This is a genomic window from Mycobacterium sp. G7A2 (assembly GCF_041902445.1).
Taxonomy (GTDB): domain Bacteria; phylum Actinomycetota; class Actinomycetes; order Mycobacteriales; family Mycobacteriaceae; genus Mycobacterium.
Window position 1 is genome coordinate 896025 of the sequence record NZ_CP169251.1, and the last position, 25273, is coordinate 921297.

The window sequence follows — 25273 nt, forward strand, 5'->3', positions numbered from 1 at the left end:
GCTATGGCTGAATCTGCGCTCTCTCCGCTCACGGCGACCGCCGACGGACTCTGTGATTTCGTCGACGCGTCCCCCTCGCCGTTCCACGTGTGCCGCACCGCGGCCGACCGGCTGCTGGCCGCCGGGTTCACCGAACTCTCCGAGAGTGACCCCTGGCCTGCGGTCGGAGATCACTTCGTCGTGCGGGCCGGCTCGCTGATCGCCTGGCGCTCCGGTGGACCCGCCGACGCCGGCGCGTTCCGGCCGTTTCGGGTCGTCGGTGCCCACACCGACAGCCCCAACCTGCGGGTCAAACAGCACCCGGACCGTTACGTGGCGGGCTGGCAGGTGGTGGCGCTGCAGCCCTACGGCGGTGCGTGGCTGAACTCGTGGCTCGACCGCGAGCTGGGTGTCAGCGGCCGGCTGTCGGTGCGGGCAGGCAATGCCGTCGAGCACCGGTTGGTCCGGATCGACGAACCGTTGCTGCGGGTGCCGCAGCTGGCCATCCACCTCGCCGAGGACCGCAAGGCGGTCGAGCTCAACCCGCAACGCCACGTCAACGCGGTATGGGGCGTGGGAGGGGGCACCCGATCGTTTCTCGGCCATGTCGCCGAACGGGCCGGCGTCCACGCCGGCGAGGTGCTCGGCTTCGACCTGATGACCCACGACCTGGCCCCCTCCCGGCGGGTAGGCGCCGACGGTGCGCTGGTCAGTGCCCCCAGGCTGGACAACCAGGCCACCTGCTACGCGGGCCTGCAGGCGTTCCTGGCCGCTGCCGCCGGCGGCGCGGTGACGCCGGTGCTGGTGCTCTTCGACCACGAGGAGGTCGGCTCCCAGTCCGATCACGGAGCGCAGTCGGAACTGCTGCTGACCGTGCTGGAGCGGATCACCCTCGCCGCGGGCGGGGGCCGGGAGGACTTCCTGCGCCGGCTGCCCGAGTCGATGGTGGCCTCCGGCGACATGGCGCACGCGACCCACCCCAACTACCCGGACCGGCACGAACCCGGACACCTCATCGAGGTCAACGGCGGGCCGGTGCTCAAGGTGCAGCCCAACCTGCGCTACGCCACCGACGGACGGACCGCGGCCGCGTTCGCGCTGGCATGCGCGCAGGCCGGGGTGCCGCTGCAGCGCTACGAGCACCGCGCCGACCTGCCCTGCGGGTCCACCATCGGCCCCATGACCGCCGCCCGCACCGGCATCCCGACCGTCGACGTCGGCGCGCCGCAGCTGGCCATGCATTCGGCGCGCGAGGTGATGGGCGCCGCCGATGTCGCCGACTATTCCGCGGCGCTTCACGCATTTCTGTCACCGGGCTGACCTACAGTCAGCCCATGGCTCTGGATGTGGCGATGATCACCATCGACTGTGCTGACCCCGACGGCCTGGCCGTGTGGTGGTCCGAGGTCGTGGAGGGGGAGGTGAATGCCGTCGCGCCAGGAGAATTCGTCATGGTGGTGCGCCAGGGCGGTCCGGCGTTGGGCTTCCAGCGCGTGCCCGATCCGACGCCCGGGAAGAACAAGGTGCACCTGGATCTGCACACCGCCGACAAGGACGCCGAGGTCGCACGCCTGGTCGGTCTCGGCGCCCGGGAGACCGGGCGGCACAGCTTCGGCGAGGACTTCGACTGGGTGGTGCTGGCCGACCCCGAAGGCAACGCCTTCTGCGTCGCCGGAGGCTGAGTGGCCCCGCTGGCTAGACTGTCTCGGTGACGTCTGGGTTGACCCAAGAGGTGGATACCGTCGAACGGGCCGCCGCCACACCTGACCAGCCTCAGCCCTTCCGTGAGCTCGGGCTCAAGGACGACGAGTACGAACGGATCCGCCAGATCCTCGGGCGTCGCCCCACCGACGCCGAACTCGCGATGTATTCGGTGATGTGGAGCGAACACTGCTCCTACAAGTCCTCGAAGGTGCACCTGCGCTATTTCGGCGAGACCACCACCGAGGCGATGCGCTCTGCGATGCTCGCCGGCATCGGTGAGAACGCTGGCGTGGTCGACATCGGCGACGGGTGGGCGGCCACCTTCAAGGTGGAATCGCACAACCACCCCTCCTACATCGAGCCGTACCAGGGTGCGGCCACCGGGGTCGGCGGGATCGTCCGCGACATCATGGCGATGGGCGCGCGCCCGGTCGCGGTGATGGACCAGCTGCGCTTCGGCGCCGCCGATGCCCCCGACACCCGCCGCGTCGTCGACGGGGTCGTGCGCGGCGTCGGTGGTTACGGCAACTCGCTGGGGCTGCCCAACATCGGCGGCGAGACGGTCTTCGACGCCTGCTACGCCGGCAACCCGCTGGTCAACGCACTGTGTGTCGGGGTGTTGCGGACCGAGGACCTCAAGCTGGCGTTCGCGTCCGGTGCGGGCAACAAGATCATCCTGTTCGGTGCGCGCACCGGCCTCGACGGCATCGGCGGGGTGTCGGTGCTGGCGTCGGAGACGTTCGGGGGCGACGAGTCCGGTTCTTCGGGGCGCAAGAAGCTGCCGAGCGTGCAGGTCGGTGATCCGTTCACCGAGAAGGTTCTCATCGAGTGCTGCCTCGAGCTCTACGCCAACGACCTCGTGGTCGGCATCCAGGACCTGGGTGGCGCTGGATTATCTTGTGCCACATCGGAACTCGCCTCCGCCGGAGACGGTGGTATGAGGGTCGAGCTGGACCGGGTGCCGTTGCGCGCGGCCAACATGACCCCCGCGGAGGTCCTGTCCAGCGAATCGCAGGAGCGCATGTGCGCGGTGGTGACACCGGACAACGTCGACGCCTTCCTCGCGGTCTGCCGCAAATGGGACGTGCTGGCCACCGTGATCGGTGAGGTCACCGACGGAGACCGGCTCGAAATCACTTGGCACGGTGAGACGGTCGTGGACGTGCCGCCGCGCACCGTCGCGCATGAGGGACCCGTCTACGAGCGGCCCGTCGAGCGGCCGGACTCCCAGGACGCGCTCATCGCCGACACGTCGGCGTCGCTGCCCCGGCCCAGCACGGGCGACGAGCTGCGGGCCACGCTGCTGGCCATGATCGGCAGCCCGCACCTGTGCAGCCGGGCCTTCATCACCGAGCAGTACGACCGGTACGTGCGTGGCAACACGGTGCTCGCCGAGCACGCCGACGGCGGCGTGCTGCGCGTCGACGAGAAGACCGGCCGCGGCATCGCGATCTCGACCGACGCCTCGGGCCGCTACACCAAGCTCGACCCCTACACCGGCGCCCAGCTCGCGCTGGCCGAGGCCTACCGCAACGTCGCGGTCACCGGTGCCACGCCGATCGCGGTGACCAACTGTCTGAACTTCGGGTCCCCGGAGGATCCGGGCGTGATGTGGCAGTTCTCGCATGCTGTCCGCGGGCTGGCCGACGGCGCCGCGACGCTGGGCATCCCGGTCACCGGGGGCAACGTCAGTTTCTACAACCAGACCGGGACCACCGCGATCCTGCCCACCCCGGTGGTCGGTGTGCTCGGCGTGATCGACGACGTCACCCGCCGTATCCCCACCGGGCTGGGCAACGAGCCGGGGGAGACGCTGATCCTGCTCGGTGACACCCGCGACGAGTTCGACGGCTCGATCTGGGCGCAGGTCACCGCCGATCACCTGGGCGGCCGCCCGCCGGCGGTCGATCTCGAACGCGAGCGGCTGCTGGCCGATGTGCTGACCGCCGCGTCGCGCGACGGGCTCGTCTCGGCCGCGCACGATCTGTCCGAAGGCGGCCTGATGCAGGCCGTGGTCGAAGCGGCCCTGGCCGGTGAAACCGGTTGCCGGCTGGTGCTTCCCGACGGGTGGGACCCGTTCGTCACACTGTTCTCCGAGTCGTCGGGACGGGTGCTGGTCGCGGTGCCGCGCACCGAGGAGAGCCGGTTCACGGCGATGTGCGAGGCGCGGGGCCTGCCCGCGAACCGTGTGGGCGTGGTCGACCAGGGCCCCGAAACCGCCGAGCCGGTGATCGAGGTGCAGGACCTGTTCACGGTGACCCTGGCTGAGTTGCGGCGGACGTGGGAAGGCGTGCTGCCCGGGTTGTTCGGGTAACCGGGTTGGTCGAGTGACGGCAGTCCTGGAGCGCGACCGGACCGACAAGCACCCCGCCTTGCTGTGGGCGTGGCGGCTGCTGCGGCTGGATTTCACCGGGATCGCGTTCGCGGCTCTGTTCTTCTGCCTTTCGCTCACCCCGTCCCTGCTGCCCCGCGACTGGCTGTTCGCCGGGCTCATCGGCGGCATCAACGCCGCGATCGGCTACGGCATCGGCGTGTTCGTCGTCAAGATGTTCCGCCGATTCCTGATCGCCGGCCGCGGCTGGCGGCGACCGCCGCCACGCGTCGCGGCAACGGCCAAGGCGGCCACGGTGATCGTGGCGGTCGGAGCCTGCGTGCTGATGGTGATCCCCGCCGCCGCGTGGCAGCGCCAGGTGTCGACGCTGATGGGAATGCAGGGGCCGGGAACGCTCAGCTATCTGCGCACGCTGGTGATCGCTGCGGCCGTCGGTGCCCTCTGCGTCGCCGGAGCCCGGCTGCTGCTGGACCTGATCAAGACGATGGCGCGGTTCTTCATCCGGCGCTGGCATCTCAGCGACGAGTTGGCGCTGTTCATCGGCACGGCCATCGTCGTGGTGCTGGTCATCACTTTGGTCAACGGTGTGCTGCTGCGGGGTTTCCTGGCCGGGGCCAACCGCATCTTCCAGCCGCAGAACGCCACCACCGAGGCCGGGGTGGTCCAACCGCAGGAGGCCGAAAGGTCAGGCAGTCCAGAGTCTTTCGCGCCGTGGGACACACTGGGCTACCAGGGGCGCACGTTCGTGGCCACCGGGCCGCACGCCGACGAGCTGACCCGGCTCAACGGCGCCCCGGCCACCGAGCCCATCCGCGTCTACGCCGGGTTGCAGACCGCCGAGTCCGACGAAGCGCGCATGGCCGTGCTGCTGAGCGAACTCGAGCGGACCGGCGCGTTCGAGCGGGAGGTCCTCGTCATCGTGCCGACCACCGGTACCGGTTGGATCAACCCGACCGCCGCCGCTGCGATCGAGATGATGTACAACGGCGACACCGCCATCGTCGGTTCGCAGTACTCGTATCTACCGAGCTGGATCTCTTTCCTTGCCCACCAACAGAAGTCGATGGAGGCGGGCCGGATGATGATCGACGCCATCCACGACCGGTGGGTGCAGCTGCCCGAGGACGAGCGCCCGAAGCTGTTGCTCTACGGCGAAAGCCTGGGATCGATGGCTGGGCAGGGCGCGTTCGACTGGTTGCCCGACATCTCCCGGATGGGTTTCTCGTCGGTGCTGTGGGTGGGGCCGCCCAACGCCAGCCCGCTGTGGCACGGCTTGACGGTGCGCCGCGACCCGGGCACGCCGGAGGTCGAACCCCGCTACGACGACGGTCGCACCGTGCGGTTCTCGCAGGGCAACGATGCGGGCGCGATCGCGGCGGACACCGCACCCCCCTGGGAGGGCACCCGCGTGCTGTTCCTGCAGCACGCCTCCGATCCGATCGTCTGGTGGTCGCAGGACCTGCTGTTCACCCGTCCCGACTGGCTGTCCGAGCCGGCGGGCCGGGACCGCACCGCCTCCATGCGGTGGTACCCGATCGTCACGTTCTGGCAGGTCGCCGCCGACCTGACGAACGCGGTGTCGGTCCCCGGCGGACACGGCCACAACTACGGCGACTTCATCGTCGACGGATGGGCGGGCGTCGCGGCGCCCGACGGGTGGAGTCGCTCGGACACTGAGCGGATCCGCACCGCACTCGACGCGACCGAACCCGTCGGCAGCAGCGAATGATCGGCGGCGAATGACGCGGCAATGGGTGGGTGTGGGTGCCCTGACCGCTGCGCTGATCGGGTGGAAGTTCGTGACGGCGCGGATTCCGGCGCGTTGGCATCCGCTGCCCCACGTGGTGTTCGGCACCACGGTGTGGGCGCTCAGCGGTGCATCGCCCTTGGGTCTGCGGCCGCCTGCGTTGTGGTCGGGGTTGCGCTGGGGCGCCTCGGCGGCGGCGCCGGTGGTGCTCGCGGTCGCGGTCGGCACCGCGATCCCCGCCGTGCGCGAGGGCATGGCGGTGCAGAAGCTGCCGACTCCGGTCAGCCACTGGCTGCTGGTGCGCATTCCGGTTGGCACCGTGTGGTCCGAAGAAGTGGCGTACCGGGCGAGCCTGAGCATCCTGGCCGCCCACGTGTTCGGCAAACCCACTGGCCGTGTCTTCGCTGCGGCCGCATTCGGGCTGTCGCACGTACCTGACGCGCGGGCCACCGGGCAGCCGGTGATCCTCACGGTCCTGGCCACCGGCACGGCCGGCTGGATCTTCGGGTGGCTGTTCGGCAGGTCCACCAGCGTCGCCGCGCCGATGCTGGCCCATCTGGCGGTCAACGAGGCCGGAGCGGTTGCTGCGCTGGCAGTTCAGCGCCGTCGCGGTCGCGCGTGAGACCAATTCCCTAGATTGTGGCTGTGCCTCGTAACGTCGACCCCGCCGCCACTCGCGCCGCGGTGGCTGCGCTGGCGGACTGGCTGCGCGATGACACCGCCGCGGCCCCCGACCGCGCGCAACTCGCCGACGCCGTCCGTCTCACGGCCAGGACCCTGGCGGCCCTGGCGCCGGGCGCTGCCGTCGAAGTCCGTATCCCGCCGTTCGTGGCAGTGCAGTGCATCGAGGGTCCTCGGCACACCCGGGGCAATCCGCCGAACGTGGTCGAAACCGATCCCCGCACCTGGCTGCGGCTCGCCACCGGCCTGCTGACGGTGTCCGATGCCGGCGCCGCGGGTCGGCTGAGTCTGTCGGGATCCCGAGCCACCGAGATCGCGGCGTCGCTGCCGCTGGTCCGCCTGCCCGAGTGAGTGACGAAAACAACATCCCGCCAACGGAGTCCGGCTGCAGTCCGGATCCGACTCCGGGAATCGCGACCCGTCGATTCCGCGTTTTCCAGCTGTTCACCGTAGACTGGGTCCCGTCACCCACCGCCCCCAGGGAGCACTGTTGACTGAGGCCGCTGAGCACGCCGAGCAGGTAGACAACGAGCCCAGAGAAGAATGCGGCGTCTTCGGGGTCTGGGCGCCCGGCGAGGAAGTGGCGAAGCTCACCTATTACGGGCTCTATGCGCTGCAACACCGCGGGCAGGAAGCGGCGGGCATCGCGGTCGCCGACGGTTCGCAGGTCCTGGTGTTCAAGGATCTGGGTCTGGTCAGCCAGGTCTTCGACGAGCAGACCTTGGCCGCCATGCACGGGCACGTCGCCGTCGGGCACTGCCGGTACTCCACCACCGGATCCACCACGTGGGAGAACGCCCAGCCGGTGTTCCGCAACACCGCGGCGGGCACCGGGGTGGCGCTCGGCCACAACGGCAATCTGGTCAACACCACCGAGTTGGCGGCCCGGGCCCGCGAAGAGGGGCTGATGGGCAGCCGCGGGGCCGCCACCGCCACCACCGATTCGGACATCCTGGGCGCGTTGCTCGCCCACGGCGCCGCGGACTCGTCGCTGGAGCAGGCCGCGCTGGAGTTGCTGCCGACGGTGCGCGGCGCGTTCTGCCTGACGTTCATGGACGAAAACACCCTGTATGCCGCCCGCGACCCGTACGGGGTGCGGCCGCTGGCGCTGGGCCGGCTGGACCGCGGCTGGGTGGTGGCCTCCGAAACCGCCGCACTCGACATCGTCGGCGCCTCGTTCGTGCGGGACATCGAACCGGGTGAGCTACTGGCCATCGACGCCGACGGGGTCCGCTCCACCCGCTTCGCGCCCCCGTCACCCAAGAACTGTGTGTTCGAGTACGTGTACCTCGCCCGCCCCGACAGCACGCTGGCCGGACGCTCCGTGCACGGCACCCGGGTCGACATCGGCAGGCGGCTGGCGCGGGAGAAGCCCGTCGACGCCGATCTGGTGATCGGAGTGCCCGAGTCTGGGACCCCGGCGGCAGTAGGTTACGCGCAGGAATCCGGCATCCCCTACGGCCAGGGTCTGATGAAGAACGCCTACGTCGGCCGGACCTTCATCCAGCCGTCACAGACGATCCGCCAGCTCGGTATCCGGCTCAAGCTCAACCCGCTGCGCGAGGTGATCCGCGGCAAGCGACTGATCGTGGTCGACGATTCGATCGTGCGCGGCAACACCCAGCGCGCGCTGATCCGCATGCTGCGCGAGGCCGGTGCGGTCGAGGTGCATGTGCGGATCGCCTCACCGCCGGTCAAGTGGCCGTGCTTCTACGGCATCGACTTCGCCACCCCGGCGGAGCTCATCGCCAACGCCGGCAACGCGGACTCCGACGAGGTCGAGACGCTCGAAGCGGTTCGGCACGCCATCGGCGCCGACTCACTGAGCTACATCTCCCAGCAGGGCATGATCGCCGCGACCGAGCAGCCGGCATCCCGGTTGTGCTCGGCCTGCTTCGACGGCAACTACCCGATCGAGCTGCCCGGCGAGACCGCGCTGGGGAAGAACGTCATCGAGCACATGCTGGCCACCGCGGCACGCACCGGGGTGCCGATCCAGGCCCAGAACGACAACGCGTCGGCACTACGCCGGCCCTAGCGGCGTCATCGACCCAGCGCCGGCCCTAGCGGCGTCATCGACCCAGAGCCGGCCCTAGCGGCGTCATCGATTGAGCGCCGGCCCTCATTCAGGTGCAGTGGGACTGAACCGCAGCAGGTGCCGTCGACCGCCGTCGCCGCCGGAGCCCTCCGAGCTCAGCGCCTGGCGCACCGAATCGAGATAGCCGGTCAGACCACCCGGCGGTCGCGGGATCACGGTGTCGATGTCGTGCTCATGGCACACCGCGTCGCATTCGAGCGATTCGACCAGCGGACGGGCCAGCCCCGAGGGGATCGGGGTGACCAGGCCCACCCACCAACTCGCGATCGTCGGCGTCAGGAACGGCAGCACCACCATCACGCGCCGCCGGAGCCCGGCCACGTCGGCGTATCCCTGCATCGCGTCGCCGTACTCCATCGCGTCCGGCCCGCCGATGTCCCAGGTGCGGGACTCGGGCACCTGCGCGGTGGCCGCCTCGGCGAGGTAGTACAGGACGTCGCCGACGGCGATCGGCTGGATCATGTTGTGCACCCACTTCGGGGTGGTCATCACCGGGAGCCGGTCGGTCAGGTGACGGACCATCTCGAACGACGCCGAACCCGACCCGATGACGATGCCGGCCTGCAGCACGACCGTTTCCACGGACGATTCCATCAGGATCTCGCCGACCTCGACCCGCGAGGCGAGGTGCCGCGACAGAGATGTGCCGGGCGGATGCAGCCCGCTGAGGTACACCACCCGGCGCACTCCGGCCTCCTTGGCGGCGGCGGCCACGTTCTGCGCCGAACGCCTCTCCTCGGCGACGAAGTCGCGCGATGTGCCCATCGAATGGACCAGGTAGTAGACGACGTCCATGCCCTGAAACGCCGCGGTCAAGGATTCGGGTTCGGTCAGATCCCCGCGCACCACCTCGACCTGGTCGCGCCAGTCGGCACGGTCGAGTTTGGCGGGTTTGCGCGCCATCGCCCGGACCTTGTGGCCGCGGCGGAGCAGTTCGGGCACCAGGCGGCCCCCGATGTAGCCGGTCGCGCCCGTCACCAGGCACTGAAGTTGAGCCGTCACTACCGCTCCGTCCGTCGATGTCGCCGAGATGCTCTGTAGAGGCTTTCGTTGCCGATGCGGACCTGGATTGCCCGCAACCCCACCCGACTAACCGCGCCGGAACCTCACAATGATCGGTATGGCGTTCCGGGGATGGCCGATCGAAGCCGTCGAGTTCTACGAGGGCCTCGAGGCCGACAACTCGAAGGTGTACTGGCAGGAGCACAAGGCGGTCTACGAACAGCAGGTCAAGGCGCCGATGGAAGAGCTGCTGGCCGAGCTGGCCGACGAGTTCGGCGAGGGCAAACTGTTTCGGCCCTATCGCGACGTGCGGTTCAGCGCCGACAAGACGCCCTACAAGACCACCTGCGCGGCTACCCTCGGCAAGGGGTACGTGGCGTTCTCCGCCGACGGCCTGTCGGTGGGCAGCGGGCTGTACATGCCCGAACCGGCGGCGTTGGCGCGCTTCCGCGCCGCCGTGGACGCCGACGACACCGGAACCGAGCTGGCGTCCATCGTCGCCGATCTGCACCGGGCCGGCTATCAGACGATGGCGCACGAGGTCCTCAAGACAGCGCCCCGCGGCTTTCCCAAGGATCATCCGCGCATCGAGCTGCTGCGCCACAAAGGCCTCGCGATGATGAAATCGTGGCCCGTCGGTGCGTGGCTGGGCACCCGGAAGGCCAAGGATCGCGTGGTCACCGCGCTGCGCGCGGCCGCGCCGCTCAACGAATGGCTGGCCCGTCACGTCGGCTGACGACCGGCGCATACCGGCCGCAGTCGCCGAACGGTAACCTTTGTCTCGATGACCGAGCGCGCCGAACAACACGGCATTTCCTATGCGTCGGCAGGAGTGGACATCGAAGCCGGTGACCGCGCCGTCGAACTCTTCAAGCCGCTAGCCCAGAAGGCCACCAGGCCCGAGGTGCGCGGCGGCCTGGGCGGCTTCGCGGGCATGTTCGCGCTCCGCGGCGACTACCGGGAGCCGCTGCTGGCCTCGTCAACGGACGGCGTGGGCACCAAGCTGGCGGTCGCACAGGCCATGGACAAGCACGACACGGTCGGCATCGACCTGGTCGCCATGGTCGTCGACGACCTCGTGGTGTGTGGAGCCGAGCCGCTGTTCCTGCAGGACTACATCGCCGTCGGGCGCACCGTGCCAGAACGGGTCGCCGAGATCGTCTCCGGAATCGCCGACGGCTGCGTGCTCGCCGGGTGTGCGCTGTTGGGTGGGGAGACCGCCGAACACCCCGGACTGATGGCGCCGGACCACTACGACATCTCGGCGACCGGGGTCGGCGTCGTGGAGGCCGACGACGTGCTGGGGCCTGACCGGGTCAAACCCGGCGACGTACTGATCGCGATGGCCTCGACCGGGCTGCATTCCAACGGATACTCGCTGGCCCGCCACGTGCTGCTCGAGATCGACCACATGAATCTGGCCGGACACGTCGAGGAGTTCGGTAGAACCCTGGGTGAGGAATTGCTCGAGCCCACCCGCATCTACACCAAGGACTGCCTGGCGCTGGCCGCCGAGACGCAGGTGCGAACTTTCTGCCACGTCACCGGAGGCGGGCTGGCCGGCAACCTCGAGCGGGTGATCCCGCACGGCCTGGTGGCCGAGCTGGACCGGGGCACCTGGACGCCTGCACCGGTGTTCGGCATGATCGCCCAGCGCGGGCGCATCGAACGTGCGGAGATGGAGAAGACGTTCAACATGGGCGTCGGGATGGTCGCCGTGGTGGCCGCCGAGGACACCGACCGCGCGTTGGCCGTGCTGACCGCACGTCACCTGAACTGTTGGCCCCTCGGAACCGTCATGAAGGGCAGCAAGGACGGGTCACGCGCAGAGCTCGTGGGTCAACACCCCAGATTCTGACCAACCCAGACTCTGAACAGACTCAGACTCTGAACAACTCAGATTGTGAACAACGAAGCGCCGACCGGCGCTCGATCAGCGCCGCCAGTCGTCCTCGTCTGCCCAGCCTTCGTCGGGTGCACCGTCGCTGCCGTGGAAACGGTCATCGTCGGAAGCGCCTGACAGCTCGCGCTGAAGCCGCTCGAAATCGGTCTGCGGTGAGCTGTATTTGAGCTCACGAGCAACCTTGGTCTGCTTTGCCTTTGCCCGGCCGCGGCCCATGGGGGAACCCCCTCGCGCAATAACGGAGCGGCCCAATGAACAGGCGGCTCCGATCTGAGTGTGTTTATTTTCCTGTCCACACCTTACCGTGCCGGAGGCCGTGGTGCTGGCAGGCCCGGGTGCTCAGAGTGCTGTGGTCCTGCTCACCGTGTTCCGCGGAGCCGCTCGACGGCCAGCCTGCCCGCGCCGACCGCGTCGGCGGGAGGCACCGAGTCCGGGTCGATCGCGGCGGCGACGGCGGACTCGCCCCCGGTGGTCAGCTCGGTATCCGCCGGTAGGCCACGCTTGACCAGGGCCAACGCGATCAGCCCCTGATCGACGTGGTCGACGACGGTGCCCAACCGGCCCACGGGGCGCCCGGCGGCCAGTAGCGGATCGCCGGGTGCTGGACGGTCGGCGGCACCGTCGAGGTGTAGCAGCACCAGCATGCGCGGCGGTTTGCCCAGGTTGTGGACTCGTGCCACGGTCTCCTGGCCGCGGTAACAGCCCTTCTCCAGATGTACCGCGCCGACACCGGGACCGCCGATCCAGCCCGCTTCGTGCGGAATCGTCCGCTCGTCGGTGTCGACCCCCAGCCGCGGGCGCTGCTCGGTGACGCGATGCGCCTCATAGGCCCACACCCCGGCGGGGCGCACCCCGGCGGCGACCAGCCGTTCGCGCAGGCCCGCGGCCTGTGAAGCCGGGACCAGGACGTCCAGCTCGGGGGTGGTGCCCGGGATACGGCGCACGAAGCCACCGCCGGGCAGCGCGACCGCGGTGCCCTCTGCCGGCAACGTCGTCACACCGAGCACGGCGAGCACGGCGGGTTCGGCAACCCCCGGACCGAGCAGCGTCAGCACCGCCAGATCGGCCGGCTCGACCGTCACGTCGGACCAGAAGATCATCTTGCGCAGGAAGCCGAGCAGGGCCTCACCACGCCATCCCTCGGTGTCGAGAACGGTTTGGTCGGCCAGCTCGGTCTGCCACCAGTGATCTTCGACACGGCCCTGCCCGTCCAGGCTCAGGTTCTGGGTGACCGAGCCCTCCGGCAGCGCACTGACGTGCTGACTGGAGATGTTGTGCAGCCATGACTGACGTTCCGGGCCGGTCAGCGACAGCACTGTGCGATGCGACCGGTCGATGACCACCGCGCCGTCGGCGGCGGCGCGTTGTTCGCCGAACGGGTCACCGTGATGCCACACCGCGCCGGCGTCGGGTCCGGGGTCGGGAGCGGGAACTGCAGACATCCCTCAACTCTACGATTGCTTCATGGCCGATACCCCGGGCGTCGTCGTCACCCTCGACGGACGTCTGCACGATCCACAGCAGCCGCTGCTGCACGCCGACGACCTGGCGGCGGTCCGCGGCGACGGGGTCTTCGAGACACTGCTGATCCGCCAGGGTGCTCCCTGCCTGCTCGAGGCTCACCTGGCGCGGCTGGCGCAGTCCGCCCGGATGGCCGACCTCCCGGACCCGGATCCGGCGAGCTGGCGCTCGGCGGTGCAGATCGCGACCGAGCGGTGGCTCACCGACGGCGGCGGTGAAGGCGTGCTGAGACTCGTCTACAGCCGCGGTCGTGAGCACGACCCGACCGGCACCTCCTACGCGACCATCGGCCCGGTACCCGACCGGGTGGCGCAGGTGCGCCGCCACGGGCTGGCAGCGGTGCTGCTCGAGCGGGGACTGCCCGCGGCCGGAGTCGACAGCATGCCGTGGCTGCTCGCCGGCGCCAAGACGCTGTCGTACGCGGTCAACATGGCCGCGCTGCGCCATGCCGAACGCCACGGCGCAGGGGACGTGGTGTTCGTCAGCGCCGAGGGCCAGATCCTCGAGGGGCCCCGCTCCACCGTGGTGATCGCCACGACCTCGGAGGAGGGCCGCAGCTGCCTGCTCACGCCGCCGCCCTGGTACCCGATCCTGCGGGGCACCACTCAGCAGGCGCTGTTCGAGGTCGCCCGCACCAAGGGCTACGACTGCGACTACCAGGCGTTGACCCCTGCGGATCTCCATGCCGCAGAGGGGGTTTGGCTGGTGTCCAGCATCACGTTGGCGGCGCGGGTGCACACCCTCGACGGCAAACCGCTCCGGCCGGCCCGGCTGGCCGACGAGATGGCCGCGTTGATCGACGCCGCGATCCTGCACGATCGCTGAGAGATTAAATCGGTTGTCGCGGTGGCGAAGCGCGGGTACGGTCGCCTGTACACAGGGAAGGAGGTGGTCCGACAAATTGAGTGACTTATGGACATGTGAGGTGGCTGCGAGCTAGCAGCGCCGGGAAGCGCTCGACGCACCTGTGCGCGCTGGCGAATTCCCCGCAGTCACCCGGCCCCCGAGCCCCTCAGCCTTGTCCGGCGAGGAACCACGGCTCGGGGGCCGCTCCATGTCTGCCGACAGAGCCGAGCGCTGCATGTCTGCCGACAGAGCCGAGAAAGTGCTGAGCTGAGAGGGCTGCTAGCCCGCGGGACCCGGTGCCAGGGACGAACACTCCGACATCGCCTCGTGCCACACCTGGACGTCCACCCCGGGCGGGGGCCCGGGCATCGGGCCGGGACCAGCCGAGACGCCGTGCTCGCGCAGGCAATACGCGAGGGAGCCGTGGCCCACGCTGGGCACCGCCGACGTCGGCGTGGATTCGGAACCGGGCTCACCTGCCGGTTCGGCCGAACCCGAACAAGCGGCCACGGTGGCTGCGGCGGCCAACACCGCCAACACTCTGATGCGCCGCACTAGCCGATGAACCTCGACAGGCGGGCCGACAGGTGCGGCACGAGGCCACCGTCGGCGTCCACCCGCTCCTCGACGTAGGCCAGGTCGCCGCCCTCGACGATGCCGTAGAGGCGTTTGGCGCCACCGACGAGCAGCCCCGACTTGCTGCGGGCCAACGCATCGGTGACCAGTTCCCACGAGGACTGATTGAGCGGATGGCCGTAGAACAGCTCGATGTACCCCGCCGAATGGGCCAGCAGCAGCTCGATGGCCTGCGATTCGTTCGGATCAGCGGGGTCGGTGACGAATCGCCAGAAGCCGGTCTCACGCAGATCGGGCTTGTCGTACTCGCCGTACTCGTCCAGCCGCCAGGACCGGGCCTCCCAGTTCAGGTAGTCACCACCGTCGTGCGAGACGACGATCTGCTGGCCGAACCGGTAATCGCCGTCCTTGCCGCGGCCCTCGCCCTCGCCGCGCCAGACACCGACCAGCGGAAGCAGTGCGAGCAGCGCATCGTCCAGGTCGGCACCTTCGCGAAGGTTGGCGGTGTCGGGCGGCAGCGGCAGGTCACCGAATGCCGGGATGTTGCGTGCGGCCGTCTCCTTGGCGCGTGCCGCGGCTGCGGCGACCGCCTCGTCGCCGGAACTCACGACTCGTCGGTGATGAGGCGGTACACCGCGTACAGGGCGAACCAGGTGATCACCACGACCGCCACGACCAGCAGAATCTCGAAGAACAGCACCACGGCAGAAAAGTCTAGCCGCCCGCAGCTGACCGTTCCCGGCGGCTACGGCCTTGCCGGCCGCGCCGACCCGTCAGCACAGCTGCTCAGCTGACCTTGTACTCGTACTCGGGGCAGAACGAGCCGGTCGCGGCGCCGATGAAGTAGCCCGCCTGATAGTCCGACCAACTGGTGACGCTGGTCAGATCGGCGACCTCCTGCTCGAACGTGGCCCCGTTGGCCCAGTCCTGGCAGACGGCGTATCCGGTCTCGATGACCTGCTGGGTCTTGTCCTCCGGCCAGGTGATGCCACCGCCGGAGATAACGGTGAGGAAATCGTCCTCGGGTGCGGCCAGCGCCGCCGGCGCGCCCAGCAGCGCAACCGCCCCGAATGATGCGGACAACCAGGCGATCGTGATCTTCATCTCTCGGGTCCTTGCGCTACGCGCGACTGGCCGCGCGGTGACTGGGGCAACCCGCGCCGAACGGCGCGGGAAGTCCCCATATCGTCGCTGACCACCACTGAATCCGCAGCACTTTCCCAGCAAGAGCGACGGAACACACGATTGACAGCACGTGAAACCGGGCTCTGCGGGTTTGCGTGACTCCGTCACGCTCCAGCCGCCTTGCGTGACTCCGTCACGCCTCGCCTGGTTTGCGTGACTCCGTCACGCCGCGCCTGGTTTGCGTGACTCCGTCACGCCGCGCCTGGTTTGCGTGACTCCGTCACGCGACCTTGACGTCGACCTCGTGGATCCCCGCGCCCGTCGGCGCCACGGTGGCATCGCCGTTGCCGACCTTCGACAGCGCGCGTAGCGTCCAGGTGCCCGGCGCGGCGAAGAAGCGGAAGTCGCCGGTCGCCGACGCGACGACCTCGGCGGTGAACTCGTCAGAGCCGTCGAGCAGACGCACGAACGCCCCACCCACCGGCTGACCCGAGCCGTCGACGACGCGGCCGGTGATCACCGTTTCCTTCTCCAGGTCCACGCCCGCGGGCAACGCCTGTCCTTGTTTCGGTGCAGAGCACATGATTAACTTCCCAACTCGATCGGGGCGCCCACCAGGGAGCCGTATTCCGTCCAACTGCCGTCGTAGTTCTTCACGTTCTTGTGGCCCAGCAGTTCCTGCAGCACGAACCAGGTGTGCGAGGAGCGCTCACCGATACGGCAGTACGCGATGGTCTCCTTCTCACCGTCCAGCCCGGCGTCGGCGTACAACTTGGCCAGGTCCTCGTCGGACTTGAAGGTGCCGTCCTCGTTGGCCGCCTTGCTCCAGGGAACGTTGATGGCGCTGGGAACATGCCCGGGACGTTGGCTCTGCTCCTGCGGCAGGTGTGCCGGGGCGAGAATCTTGCCGGAGAACTCATCGGGGGAGCGCACGTCGACCAGGTTCTTGGTGCCGATCGCCGCGATCACCTCGTCGCGGAACGCGCGGATCGAGTTGTCCGGGTCCTTGGCGGTGTAGCTGGTCTCCGGGCGGGTCACCGCATCTGTGGACAGCGGGCGGGCGTCGAGCTCCCACTTCTTGCGGCCGCCGTCGAGCAGCTTCACGTCCTGGTGGCCGTAGAGCTTGAAGTACCAGTAGGCGTAGGCCGCGAACCAGTTGTTGTTCCCGCCGTAGAGGACCACGGTGTCGTCGTTGCCGATACCGCGCTCCGACAGCAGCTTGGAGAACTGAGCCGCGTCGACGAAGTCACGCCGAACGGGATCCTGCAGGTCGGTCTTCCAGTCGAGCTTGACGGCGCCCGGGATGTGCCCGGTGTCGTAGGCGCTGGTGTCCTCGTCGACCTCGACGAAGACGGTCTTCGGCGCATCGAGATTGCTCTCGGCCCAGTCTGCTGTGACCAGGACGTCGGAGCGTGCCATGAAGGAAATCCTTTCGGTTGCCGGTCAGGTGTTATCGGGTGGTGCGGAGGGGGAGCGCCCAGCAGTCACCGCAACAGCGGCGCTGATGATCGGGTTCGGCATATGCCACATGGTTGTGCTCCTGTTGGGTTGTCAGATCGCTGGGCGCGGCAGATCGCCGTGGCCGCTCGCAGAGCGCTACGCAGAAGAAGGCGCGCGGCTACTCAGCAGCTGCGACAACAACAGAAACAACCCGCAACGCGGCACAGATCCACTGCGCGGCGCTTCGTGAGCACGAGCTCGAGGCGGGCTGACACGGCAGTCAGCTTACCCAATGACCGGGTGATCAAGCCAACAGTGGCTCCACTGCACCCCGCAGCTCAGCTGCCGTCGCCACGCCGGACGCGCGGTAGTGTTGCCGGCCCTCGCTGTCGAAGACGAACGTCGTCGGCAGCGACAGCACCGAAAGTTGGCGCGCAGCCTCAGGATCGGCATCCATGTCGATCTCGACATGCGCGACCGACGGCAGCTCGGCGCACACCTCCTCGACCACGCGGCGCAACGCGACGCAGGGCCCACACCATTCAGCCGTGAAATGCACGATCGTGGGCCCCGAGCGTGACAACCCGAAAGCGGCCGGGTCGACGACGGTGGCTTCGGGAACGTCGCGGCTCAGCCCGGCGCGCAGACGCAGCAGCTGACTGACGACGAACCCGATGCCGACGACGGCGATCACGATCGCCACGACGAAGATCCACGAGAAGCTCATGACGACCGGAACTCGCCGAGGTCGATGGTCCTGTCGTCCGTGATGCCCTCGATGATCACGTCGGACCCCCGGGCGCCCTGGTGGGTCGGGGCCACACCGAACGGCAGCTGTTGCTCGGGCAGGCCGGCCGAGAACGCGGCCAGCACCGCGGGCAGCTGATCCTCCGGGACGTCCTGGTCGGCGGTGCCGGGGCCGGTCAGCACATCCGTGGCCGTGAACACCAGCGTGGACTGGTCCGGCCCGGCCATCGACAGGTCCACCGAGACGCTCACCCTGTCGGCGAAGCCGGCCTTGTCGGGGGTTCCGGTGAACACCAGCCCGCGCGGGGCGGAGATGCCGGATTCGGTGACTTTCGCGGCGTCCTCGTCGGTCGGGGCTTCGACCAGCAGGTCGGTGATACCCATGAACCGGCCCAGGTGTGTCGAGTCGATGATGATCCGGCTCTCCAGTTTCTCGACCGACAGCGTCGCGTCGGGCGGCACCAGCCAGGAATCGCCGAGCTCCACCGAGTGCAGCGTGGCTTCCAGTGACGCTTTGCCCACCACGGGGTGATCAACACCACTGGCCTTGATCTCGACCTCGTCGTAGTGCTCGGCCATGGCCTGCGGGATGAACGGAAAGCCCAGGATCGCCACCGACGGGTCGGAGTTCAGATCCGCCGCGCTGCGCACGCTCCTGGCCAGGCGGTATTCGGCATAGATCGCCGCTCCGAAGTCCGTGCCGACGGCGCCGACCACGACAGCGGCCAGGACCGCGGAGATGCCGATCACGAGCTTGCGCACCCCGACATTGTCGCCCACCGGATGCGCAAGTCAGGTTCGGCTCGGCTTACCGGCAGGTGGCGCGCTATCCTCAGAGAGCTATCGGCCGGGTAACGGCCGTGTGTCAGGCATGAATCTGGGAAGTCACCGCGACATGGTCGTCTCGGCGAGATCCCGGCGAGAGATCTCCACGACTGTTGGAGGGCCAGTTGGACCTACTCCTACTGACGGTGGACCCGCATCCCGAATCGGTTCTGCCTTCACTGTCACTGCTTGCCCACAACGTGCGGACCGCGCCGACCGAGGTGTCGTCGCTGCTGGAAGCCGGCACCGCGGACGTGGCCATCGTCGACGCGCGTACCGACCTGGCCGCTGCGCGCGGTCTGTGCCGTCTGCTGGGCACCACCGGAACGTCGGTGCCCGTCGTCGCGGTGGTCAACGAAGGCGGCCTGGTGGCCGTCAACGTGGAATGGGGCCTCGACGAGATCCTGCTTCCCGGGACCGGCCCGGCCGAGATCGACGCCCGCTTGCGGCTACTGGTGGGCCGCCGCGGCGGCATGGCCAGCCAGGAGAACGTCGGCAAGATCAGCCTGGGTGAACTGGTCATCGACGAGGGCACCTACACCGCCAGGCTTCGCGGTCGTCCGCTGGACCTGACCTACAAGGAGTTCGAGCTCCTGAAATACCTCGCTCAGCACGCCGGCCGCGTGTTCACGCGCGCACAGCTGCTTCAGGAGGTGTGGGGTTACGACTTCTTCGGCGGCACCCGCACCGTCGACGTCCATGTGCGTCGGCTGCGCGCGAAGCTGGGCCCCGAATACGAGTCGCTGATCGGCACCGTCCGCAACGTCGGCTACAAGGCGGTCCGGCCCGCGCGGGGGCGCCCGTCGGCCGCCGGATCGGACCTCGACGACGACCTCGATCCCGAGGCCGACGACGACTACGACGGTGCCGACAGCATCGACGGATTCGACCACGGCGGGGTGCCCGAAGCCTTGGACAACGCGTTGCGTAGTCAGTGAATCCCGCGCCATCCCGGGTCGGCTGGAGAGAACGGTTGTCCGCCGCCGACCAGCGGTCGGTTCGCGATCTGATCGCCGCGGCCGAAGCAGCAGACGGAGTGGCCCCGGTCGGTGACCAGGTCCTGCGCGAACTCGCGCACGAGCGAACTCGGCACCTGCTCGCCACCGACGGTGACCGGGTGGCCGCTTACCTCAACCTCGCGCCCGCCGACGACGCCGGCCCGGCGATGGCGGAGCTGGTCGTGCACCCGGCGGCGCGGCGTCGCGGCGTCGGGACGACGATGCTGCGCACCGCGCTGCCCGCCGGTGGGCCCGGCACGCGGGTGTGGGCCCACGGCAACCTCGAGCCGGCGCGGGCCACCGCCGCGGCGCTCGGACTCGAGGTGGCGCGCGAGCTGCTGCAGATGCGCCGCCCGCTGAACGATCTGCCGGCCGTGCCGGCTGTCCCCGGGGTGCGGGTGAGCACCTATTCCGGTCCCGATGACGACGCCGAGCTGTTGCGGGTCAACAACGCAGCCTTTGCCTGGCATCCGGAGCAGGGTGGCTGGAGCGAGAGCGACCTCGCCGAGCGTCGGGGAGAAGCGTGGTTCGACCCGGCCGGGCTCTTTCTGGCCTACGACGACGCCGACGGCGCCCTACTCGGATTCCACTGGACGAAGGTGCATTCCGAGTCGTTGGGTGAGGTCTATGTGGTCGGTGTCGACCCCGCGGCGCAGGGCCGGGGTCTGGGCAACGTGCTGACGCTGATCGGCCTGCATCACCTCGCTGACCAACTTGCAGGCGGACCGCACGACGCGTCGGTGATGTTGTATGTGGAGGCCGACAACTCCGCCGCGGTGAAGACGTATCGACGGCTGGGTTTCGAGGTGTCCAACACCGATGCCGCGTACGCCGCGGGTCCGACCGCTCACCTGTGAGGTCGGTAAACCTGTTCACCTTGCGTTCACTTGGCATCCCCGAACCGTCCACCACGGGCGCATACGTTGCCCGTGAGTTTGGAGCCAACCGAAAGTGGGATAAGTGAAGCTCAACAGCATCGGCAAGACGTTCGGCACGACGGTCTCGGCGGCTGCGATCGCCGCGCTGGCCCTCGCGGGGTGCGGTAGCGACAACAACACCGGCACATCCGGGAACACCGGCGGCGATACCGGGACCGCGGCTGCGGGTTCGGCCGAGGAGTGCGGCGGCAAGGACACCCTGACCGCTGAAGGCTCGTCGGCCCAGCAGAACGCCATGGCGGTGTTCGCCCAGACCTGGGGCCAGGTCTGCCAGGGCAAGAACATCTCGTACAACCCGACCGGTTCGGGTGCCGGTCGCGAGCAGTTCGTCGCCGGTAACGTCGACATCGGTGGCTCGGACTCCCCGATCAAGGACGAGCAGGCCCAGCAGGCCACGCAGCGTTGCAACGGCAACGAGGTCTGGAACCTGCCGCTGGTCTTCGGGCCCGTCGCGATGGCCTACAACGTCGAGGGCGTCGAGGGCCTGGTGCTCAACGCCGACGTGATCGCCCAGATCTTCCAGGGCGGGATCACCAACTGGAACGACCCGGCCATCGCCGCACTGAACGAGGGCAAGACGCTGCCCGATCAGGGCATCACGCCGATCTACCGCTCGGATTCGTCGGGCACCACCGACAACTTCCAGCTCTACCTCGAGGCGGCGGCACCGGAAGCCTGGACCAAGGGATCGGGCAGTGAGTTCCAGGGCGGCGCCGGTGAGGGCGCGCAGAAGTCGTCCGGCGTCGTGCAGGCCGTGCAGGCCACCCCGGGCTCCATCGGGTACGTCGAGAAGGGCTTCGCCGACCAGGCCGGTCTGCCCGCAGCCCAGATCGACAACGGCAGCGGCGCGGTCGAGCTGAACAACGAGTCGGCCGGCAAGGCCATCGATGCGGCAACTTTCGCCGGTGAGGGCAACAACCTGGTGCTCGACCTGCAGGCGTTGTACGGCACCACCGAAGAGGGTGCCTACCCGCTGGTGCTGGCCACCTACTCGCTGGTCTGCTCCAACGGCTATCCCGCCGAGACCGCCGAGGCGGTCAAGTCGTTCCTGACGGTCGCTTCGCACCAGGGGCAGGCCGGTCTGCCCGAGGCCGGTTACGTGCCGCTGCCGGAGCGGTTCACCGAGCGCCTGCAGGAAGCGATCGACGGCATCGGCTCGTCTGCGTAGTTCCGTAGCGCGGAAGCCGAGCAACGGCGAGGATGGTGTTGACACAATGACCCACAAGGTTGATGAATGACCGACAAGGTTTCTGATGGAACGACATCCGTGACAACACCGAATCCGATGGAGGCGGGGTCCGGGGCGGCGATGGCTGAGCCGTTCGGCGAACCGGACCCCATTTCCACCAACCCCAGTGGCCACGCCAAGGTCCGCCCCGGCGACCGGATCTTCCGCGGATTGGCGGAGGGATCCGGCATCCTCATCGTGGCGCTCATCGCCGCGATCGGGTTCTTCCTGGTGTGGCGCGCGGTCCCGGCACTGGCCCGCAACGAGGAGAACTTCTTCCTCTACGGCGGTAACTGGGTCACCACGGACACGTCGGCGATGCAGTTCGGCATCCTCGACCTGCTGCAGGTCACCGTGTTCGTCTCGGTGTTCGCCCTGGTCCTCGCGATGCCGGTGGCCCTGGGCATCGCCATCTACCTCACCAATTACGCACCCAACCGGGTCAAGGGCCCGCTGGCCTACATGGTGGACCTGCTGGCGGCGGTGCCCTCGATCATCTACGGCGTCTGGGGTCTGTATGTGCTGGCCCCGGTGCTCAAGCCGGTTGCGGTGTGGCTCAACGAGAATCTCGGCGGTTGGTTCTTCCTGTTCGCCACCGGCAATGCCTCGGTGGCCGGTGGCGGCACCATCTTCACCGCCGGCATCGTGCTGGCGGTGATGATCCTGCCGATCATCACCGCCGTGACGCGGGAAGTGTTCGTGCAGACCCCGCGCGGTCAGATCGAAGCAGCGCTGGCGCTCGGCGCGACGCGCTGGGAGGTGGTGCGGACGACCGTGCTGCCGTTCGGCATGTCGGGATACATCAGCGGCGCAATGCTCGGTCTCGGCCGCGCGCTCGGCGAGACCATCGCGCTGTTGATCATCCTGCGCGGCACCCAGGAGGCGTTCGGCTGGTCGCTGTTCGATGCCGGCTACACCTTCGCCAGCTTGATCGCTTCTGCCGCATCGGAATTCAACGACCAGTACAAGGCGGGTGCCTACATCGCAGCCGGTCTGGTGCTGTTCATCCTGACGTTCGTGGTGAACTCGCTGGCCCGCGCCGCGGTCGCCGGAAAGGACAGGTCCGCGTCATGACGTCGACACTGGATCAGCCCGTCAAGGCGCCCACATTCCAGGGTGTCAGCGCCCGGCGGAAGTTCTCCAACAATCTGGCCACCGTGCTGGTGACGACGTCGGTCGTGGTCGCCCTCGTCCCGTTGGCCTGGGTGCTGTATACGGTGGTGGCCAAGGGCATCGGCATCGTGTTGTCGAGCACCTGGTGGCTGAACTCGCAGTCGGGTATGACGGCGTTCGCCCCCGGCGGCGGTGCCTATCACGCTATCGTCGGTTCGCTGCTGCAGGCCGCAGTGTGTGCGGTCATCTCGATCCCGGTCGGCGTGTTCGTCGGTATCTTCCTCGTCGAGTACGGCGGCGGTACCCGACTGGGCAAGGTGACGACCTTCATGGTCGACATCCTCACCGGTGTGCCCTCGATCGTCGCGGCACTGTTCATCTACGCGTTGTGGGTGGCCACCTTGGGCTTCGAGCGCTCCGGCTTCGCGGTGTCACTGGCGTTGGTGCTGCTGATGATTCCGGTGATCGTCCGCTCCACCGAGGAGATGCTGCGGATCGTGCCGATGGATCTGCGCGAGGCCAGCTACGCACTGGGCGTGCCGAAGTGGAAGACGATTTCGGCGATCGTGATCCCCACCGCGTTGTCGGGCATCGTCACCGGAATCCTGCTGTCGCTGGCGCGGGTCATGGGTGAGACGGCGCCGCTGCTGATCCTGGTGGGCTACTCAACGTCCATCAACTTCGACATGTTCGGCGGCTTCCAGGGCTCGCTACCCGGCATGATGTTCGACCAGGTGTCGGCCGGCGCGGGTGCCAACCCGGTGCCCACGGACCGCCTGTGGGGCGCTGCCCTCACCCTGGTCCTGCTGATCGCGCTGCTGAACGTCGGCGCCCGGTTCATCGCCAAATTCTTTGCCCCCAAGAAGGTCTAGAGAAAGCGAAGTCTGACACCATGGCAAAACGTCTGGACCTCAAGGACGTCAACATCTACTACGGCGCGTTCCACGCCGTGGCCGACGTGTCGATGTCGGTACCGCCGCGCAGTGTGACCGCGTTCATCGGTCCGTCGGGCTGCGGCAAGTCGACGGTGCTGCGCACCCTCAACCGCATGCACGAGGTCATCCCCGGGGCGTATGTCACCGGTTCGGTGCTGCTCGACGGTGACGACATCTACGGCGCCGGTGTCGACCCGGTCGGTGTGCGCAAGACCATCGGCATGGTGTTTCAGCGGCCGAACCCGTTCCCCACCATGTCGATTCGCGACAACGTCGTGGCGGGCCTGAAGTTGCAGGGGGTTCGGAACAAGAAGACCCTCGACGAGACGGCCGAGCGGTCACTCAAGGGCGCCAACCTCTGGAACGAGGTCAAGGACCGTCTGGACAAGCCCGGCGGCGGTCTGTCCGGCGGTCAGCAGCAGCGCCTGTGCATCGCCCGTGCCATCGCGGTGCAGCCCGACGTGCTGCTCATGGACGAGCCGTGCTCCGCGCTGGACCCGATCTCGACCCTGGCGATCGAAGACCTGATCTCGGAACTCAAGCAGGACTTCACGATCGTCATCGTCACGCACAACATGCAGCAGGCCGCCCGGGTCAGCGATCAGACGGCGTTTTTCAACCTCGAGGCCACCGGCAAGCCGGGCAAGCTCATCGAGATCGACGACACCGAGAAGATCTTCTCCAATCCGTCGCAGAAGGCCACCGAGGACTACATCTCGGGCCGCTTCGGTTAAACGGCGTTAAACGGCGGAGCCGAACAGAGCAACGACAAACCCCCGGGGTGCTCCCCGGGGGTTTGTGTTTTCCAGGCTGGTTTCAGCGGGCTGCCGGAAGTTGCTCCTCGTCGGGGTTGTGGCCGGTGACCTGGAAGATCACCCGGCGGGCCACCTCGACGGCGTGGTCGGCGAAGCGCTCGTAGAACCGGCCCAGCAGAGTCACGTCCACCGCCGCGGCGACGCCGTGCTTCCAGTCGCGGTCCATCAGCACGGTGAAGAGGTGTCGATGCAGGTCGTCCATCGCGTCGTCGTCCTCGCGAATCCGGGCTGCTTTCTCCGGGTCCTTGGTCAACAGCACCTCCTGGGCGCTGTGGCCCAGGTCCACCGCAACACGTCCCATTTCGGCGAAATAGCCGTTTACCTCTTCAGGCAACGCGGGCTGAGGGTGACGCCGCCGCGCGATCTTGGCAACGTGCAGCGCAAGCGCACCCATCCGGTCGACATCGGCGACGATCTGGATCGAGCTGACCACCGCGCGGAGATCGCCGGCGACCGGAGCCTGCAGCGCCAGGAGCACGAAGGCGTCCTCCTCGGCGCGTGCGCTCAGCGTCGCGATCTGGTCGTGGTCGGTGATGACCTGTTCGGCCAGGGGCAGATCGGCCTGCAGGAGGGCCTGCGTGGCGCGCTCCATGGCAACCCCTGCAAGTCCGCACATCTCGGCCAGCCTGTTGGTCAGGGCATCCAACTGCTCATGGTAGGCGGTACGCATGACCCAAGCCTACGGGCTGACCGTGCTGGTCGTCACGATTAGGCCGGTGA

General features: G+C 68.4%; 28 protein-coding genes. 16 read left to right on the top strand and 12 right to left on the bottom strand.

Annotated features, from left to right (window positions below; genetic code table 11):
• Positions 1 to 3 precede the first annotated feature (3 nt).
• The 7 genes from ACEWX3_RS04365 (at position 4) to purF (ending at position 8481) form a co-directional block, all read left to right on the top strand.
• Positions 4 to 1299: a M18 family aminopeptidase gene (locus ACEWX3_RS04365; protein WP_207064616.1), complete on the top strand. Its 1296-nt coding sequence runs from the start codon at positions 4 to 6 to the stop codon at positions 1297 to 1299.
• 14 nt (positions 1300 to 1313) lie between these two features.
• Positions 1314 to 1661 (top strand): VOC family protein, encoded by a 348-nt coding sequence (locus ACEWX3_RS04370; protein WP_207064615.1) that lies wholly within the window; start codon positions 1314 to 1316, stop codon positions 1659 to 1661.
• Between the two features lie 50 nt (positions 1662 to 1711).
• Positions 1712 to 3997: a phosphoribosylformylglycinamidine synthase subunit PurL gene (gene purL, locus ACEWX3_RS04375; protein WP_374159780.1), complete on the top strand. Its 2286-nt coding sequence runs from the start codon at positions 1712 to 1714 to the stop codon at positions 3995 to 3997.
• Between the two features lie 25 nt (positions 3998 to 4022).
• Entirely contained in the window at positions 4023 to 5744 is a 1722-nt protein-coding gene (locus ACEWX3_RS04380; protein ID WP_374159781.1) for an alpha/beta hydrolase, read from the top strand.
• A gap of 10 nt (positions 5745 to 5754) precedes the next feature.
• Positions 5755 to 6384 (top strand): CPBP family intramembrane glutamic endopeptidase, encoded by a 630-nt coding sequence (locus ACEWX3_RS04385; protein ID WP_374158748.1) that lies wholly within the window; start codon positions 5755 to 5757, stop codon positions 6382 to 6384.
• A 17-nt stretch (positions 6385 to 6401) separates the two neighbouring features.
• Positions 6402 to 6794: a sterol carrier family protein gene (locus tag ACEWX3_RS04390; protein ID WP_207064613.1), complete on the top strand. Its 393-nt coding sequence runs from the start codon at positions 6402 to 6404 to the stop codon at positions 6792 to 6794.
• A gap of 139 nt (positions 6795 to 6933) precedes the next feature.
• Positions 6934 to 8481 carry an amidophosphoribosyltransferase gene (gene purF, locus ACEWX3_RS04395; RefSeq protein WP_207064612.1) on the top strand — a complete coding sequence of 516 codons (1548 nt, stop codon included), beginning with the start codon at positions 6934 to 6936 and terminating at the stop codon, positions 8479 to 8481.
• Between the two features lie 84 nt (positions 8482 to 8565).
• Here the strand turns inward: purF and ACEWX3_RS04400 are convergent, their stop codons facing one another.
• Positions 8566 to 9543 carry an NAD(P)H-binding protein gene (locus ACEWX3_RS04400; protein WP_207064611.1) on the bottom strand — a complete coding sequence of 326 codons (978 nt, stop codon included), beginning with the start codon at positions 9541 to 9543 and terminating at the stop codon, positions 8566 to 8568.
• Between the two features lie 118 nt (positions 9544 to 9661).
• Here ACEWX3_RS04400 and ACEWX3_RS04405 point away from each other — a divergent pair, with 118 nt between their 5' ends.
• Positions 9662 to 10279 carry a DUF2461 domain-containing protein gene (locus ACEWX3_RS04405; protein ID WP_207064610.1) on the top strand — a complete coding sequence of 206 codons (618 nt, stop codon included), beginning with the start codon at positions 9662 to 9664 and terminating at the stop codon, positions 10277 to 10279.
• 48 nt (positions 10280 to 10327) lie between these two features.
• Positions 10328 to 11401, top strand: coding sequence for a phosphoribosylformylglycinamidine cyclo-ligase (purM, locus tag ACEWX3_RS04410; protein ID WP_152518733.1), 1074 nt, complete (start codon positions 10328 to 10330; stop codon positions 11399 to 11401).
• A gap of 75 nt (positions 11402 to 11476) precedes the next feature.
• Here purM and ACEWX3_RS04415 read toward each other — a convergent pair whose 3' ends face one another.
• Positions 11477 to 11662 carry a DUF3073 domain-containing protein gene (locus tag ACEWX3_RS04415; RefSeq protein ID WP_207064609.1) on the bottom strand — a complete coding sequence of 62 codons (186 nt, stop codon included), beginning with the start codon at positions 11660 to 11662 and terminating at the stop codon, positions 11477 to 11479.
• A gap of 143 nt (positions 11663 to 11805) precedes the next feature.
• Complete coding sequence (locus tag ACEWX3_RS04420) at positions 11806 to 12888, bottom strand: folate-binding protein YgfZ (protein WP_374158749.1); 1083 nt, start codon at positions 12886 to 12888, stop codon at positions 11806 to 11808.
• Positions 12889 to 12910: 22 nt separating this feature from the next.
• On the opposite strand from ACEWX3_RS04420, the gene ACEWX3_RS04425 reads away from it, so the two are divergent.
• A complete protein-coding gene (locus tag ACEWX3_RS04425) occupies positions 12911 to 13792 on the top strand; it encodes an aminodeoxychorismate lyase (protein ID WP_374158750.1) in 882 nt (293 codons plus the stop codon).
• A gap of 300 nt (positions 13793 to 14092) precedes the next feature.
• Here the strand turns inward: ACEWX3_RS04425 and ACEWX3_RS04430 are convergent, their stop codons facing one another.
• The 8 genes from ACEWX3_RS04430 to lmeA form a co-directional block, all read right to left on the bottom strand.
• Positions 14093 to 14368: a hypothetical protein gene (locus tag ACEWX3_RS04430; protein ID WP_207064606.1), complete on the bottom strand. Its 276-nt coding sequence runs from the start codon at positions 14366 to 14368 to the stop codon at positions 14093 to 14095.
• The gene (locus ACEWX3_RS04435; protein ID WP_152518728.1) at positions 14368 to 14997 is read right to left on the bottom strand and encodes an FABP family protein; all 630 of its coding nucleotides are present in this window, start codon (positions 14995 to 14997) and stop codon (positions 14368 to 14370) included. The genes ACEWX3_RS04430 and ACEWX3_RS04435 overlap by 1 nt, the downstream gene beginning before the upstream one ends.
• A 178-nt stretch (positions 14998 to 15175) precedes the next feature.
• Positions 15176 to 15493, bottom strand: coding sequence for a DUF732 domain-containing protein (locus tag ACEWX3_RS04440; protein ID WP_152518726.1), 318 nt, complete (start codon positions 15491 to 15493; stop codon positions 15176 to 15178).
• Between the two features lie 301 nt (positions 15494 to 15794).
• Positions 15795 to 16097: a DUF1416 domain-containing protein gene (locus tag ACEWX3_RS04445; RefSeq protein ID WP_152518725.1), complete on the bottom strand. Its 303-nt coding sequence runs from the start codon at positions 16095 to 16097 to the stop codon at positions 15795 to 15797.
• A 2-nt stretch (positions 16098 to 16099) separates the two neighbouring features.
• On the bottom strand, positions 16100 to 16933 hold the full coding sequence (locus ACEWX3_RS04450) for a sulfurtransferase (protein ID WP_207064605.1): 834 nt from the start codon (positions 16931 to 16933) through the stop codon (positions 16100 to 16102).
• Between the two features lie 203 nt (positions 16934 to 17136).
• Entirely contained in the window at positions 17137 to 17229 is a 93-nt protein-coding gene (locus ACEWX3_RS04455; RefSeq protein WP_372512029.1) for an Ms5788A family Cys-rich leader peptide, read from the bottom strand.
• A 29-nt stretch (positions 17230 to 17258) separates the two neighbouring features.
• Positions 17259 to 17681, bottom strand: coding sequence for a thioredoxin family protein (locus ACEWX3_RS04460; protein ID WP_207064603.1), 423 nt, complete (start codon positions 17679 to 17681; stop codon positions 17259 to 17261).
• Positions 17678 to 18463, bottom strand: a complete 786-nt coding sequence (lmeA, locus tag ACEWX3_RS04465) for a mannan chain length control protein LmeA (RefSeq protein WP_374158751.1) — start codon at positions 18461 to 18463, stop codon at positions 17678 to 17680. The genes ACEWX3_RS04460 and lmeA overlap by 4 nt, the downstream gene beginning before the upstream one ends.
• A gap of 176 nt (positions 18464 to 18639) precedes the next feature.
• On the opposite strand from lmeA, the gene ACEWX3_RS04470 reads away from it, so the two are divergent.
• The 6 genes from ACEWX3_RS04470 to pstB all read left to right on the top strand — a co-directional run bounded on the left by ACEWX3_RS04470 (position 18640) and on the right by pstB (position 24472).
• Positions 18640 to 19464 carry a response regulator transcription factor gene (locus ACEWX3_RS04470; RefSeq protein ID WP_373889003.1) on the top strand — a complete coding sequence of 275 codons (825 nt, stop codon included), beginning with the start codon at positions 18640 to 18642 and terminating at the stop codon, positions 19462 to 19464.
• A complete protein-coding gene (gene mshD, locus ACEWX3_RS04475; RefSeq protein ID WP_221354398.1) occupies positions 19461 to 20381 on the top strand; it encodes a mycothiol synthase in 921 nt (306 codons plus the stop codon). Before ACEWX3_RS04470 ends, mshD begins: the two co-directional genes overlap by 4 nt.
• A gap of 103 nt (positions 20382 to 20484) precedes the next feature.
• Positions 20485 to 21630: a phosphate ABC transporter substrate-binding protein PstS gene (gene pstS / locus ACEWX3_RS04480; protein ID WP_207064599.1), complete on the top strand. Its 1146-nt coding sequence runs from the start codon at positions 20485 to 20487 to the stop codon at positions 21628 to 21630.
• Between the two features lie 66 nt (positions 21631 to 21696).
• On the top strand, positions 21697 to 22764 hold the full coding sequence (gene pstC / locus ACEWX3_RS04485; protein ID WP_207064598.1) for a phosphate ABC transporter permease subunit PstC: 1068 nt from the start codon (positions 21697 to 21699) through the stop codon (positions 22762 to 22764).
• Positions 22761 to 23675 (top strand): phosphate ABC transporter permease PstA, encoded by a 915-nt coding sequence (gene pstA / locus ACEWX3_RS04490; RefSeq protein WP_374158752.1) that lies wholly within the window; start codon positions 22761 to 22763, stop codon positions 23673 to 23675. The genes pstC and pstA overlap by 4 nt, the downstream gene beginning before the upstream one ends.
• Positions 23676 to 23695: 20 nt before the next feature.
• Positions 23696 to 24472, top strand: coding sequence for a phosphate ABC transporter ATP-binding protein PstB (gene pstB, locus ACEWX3_RS04495; RefSeq protein WP_207064596.1), 777 nt, complete (start codon positions 23696 to 23698; stop codon positions 24470 to 24472).
• 82 nt (positions 24473 to 24554) lie between these two features.
• On the opposite strand, the gene phoU is transcribed toward pstB, so the two are convergent.
• Positions 24555 to 25223 carry a phosphate signaling complex protein PhoU gene (gene phoU, locus ACEWX3_RS04500; RefSeq protein ID WP_152518715.1) on the bottom strand — a complete coding sequence of 223 codons (669 nt, stop codon included), beginning with the start codon at positions 25221 to 25223 and terminating at the stop codon, positions 24555 to 24557.
• Between the last annotated feature and the right edge of the window lie 50 nt (positions 25224 to 25273).

Coding starts and splice junctions, on each gene's coding strand:
- ACEWX3_RS04365 (WP_207064616.1), top strand. CDS start 4: ATGGCTGAATCTGCGCTCTCTCCGCTCACGGCGACCGCCGACGGACTC.
- phoU (WP_152518715.1), bottom strand. CDS start 25,223: ATGCGTACCGCCTACCATGAGCAGTTGGATGCCCTGACCAACAGGCTG.
- ACEWX3_RS04385 (WP_374158748.1), top strand. CDS start 5,755: ATGACGCGGCAATGGGTGGGTGTGGGTGCCCTGACCGCTGCGCTGATC.
- ACEWX3_RS04445 (WP_152518725.1), bottom strand. CDS start 16,097: ATGTGCTCTGCACCGAAACAAGGACAGGCGTTGCCCGCGGGCGTGGAC.
- pstC (WP_207064598.1), top strand. CDS start 21,697: ATGACCGACAAGGTTTCTGATGGAACGACATCCGTGACAACACCGAAT.
- ACEWX3_RS04420 (WP_374158749.1), bottom strand. CDS start 12,888: ATGTCTGCAGTTCCCGCTCCCGACCCCGGACCCGACGCCGGCGCGGTG.
- pstB (WP_207064596.1), top strand. CDS start 23,696: ATGGCAAAACGTCTGGACCTCAAGGACGTCAACATCTACTACGGCGCG.
- ACEWX3_RS04460 (WP_207064603.1), bottom strand. CDS start 17,681: ATGAGCTTCTCGTGGATCTTCGTCGTGGCGATCGTGATCGCCGTCGTC.
- purM (WP_152518733.1), top strand. CDS start 10,328: ATGACCGAGCGCGCCGAACAACACGGCATTTCCTATGCGTCGGCAGGA.
- ACEWX3_RS04405 (WP_207064610.1), top strand. CDS start 9,662: ATGGCGTTCCGGGGATGGCCGATCGAAGCCGTCGAGTTCTACGAGGGC.
- ACEWX3_RS04425 (WP_374158750.1), top strand. CDS start 12,911: ATGGCCGATACCCCGGGCGTCGTCGTCACCCTCGACGGACGTCTGCAC.
- pstA (WP_374158752.1), top strand. CDS start 22,761: ATGACGTCGACACTGGATCAGCCCGTCAAGGCGCCCACATTCCAGGGT.
- ACEWX3_RS04415 (WP_207064609.1), bottom strand. CDS start 11,662: ATGGGCCGCGGCCGGGCAAAGGCAAAGCAGACCAAGGTTGCTCGTGAG.
- ACEWX3_RS04440 (WP_152518726.1), bottom strand. CDS start 15,493: ATGAAGATCACGATCGCCTGGTTGTCCGCATCATTCGGGGCGGTTGCG.
- ACEWX3_RS04450 (WP_207064605.1), bottom strand. CDS start 16,933: ATGGCACGCTCCGACGTCCTGGTCACAGCAGACTGGGCCGAGAGCAAT.
- ACEWX3_RS04370 (WP_207064615.1), top strand. CDS start 1,314: ATGGCTCTGGATGTGGCGATGATCACCATCGACTGTGCTGACCCCGAC.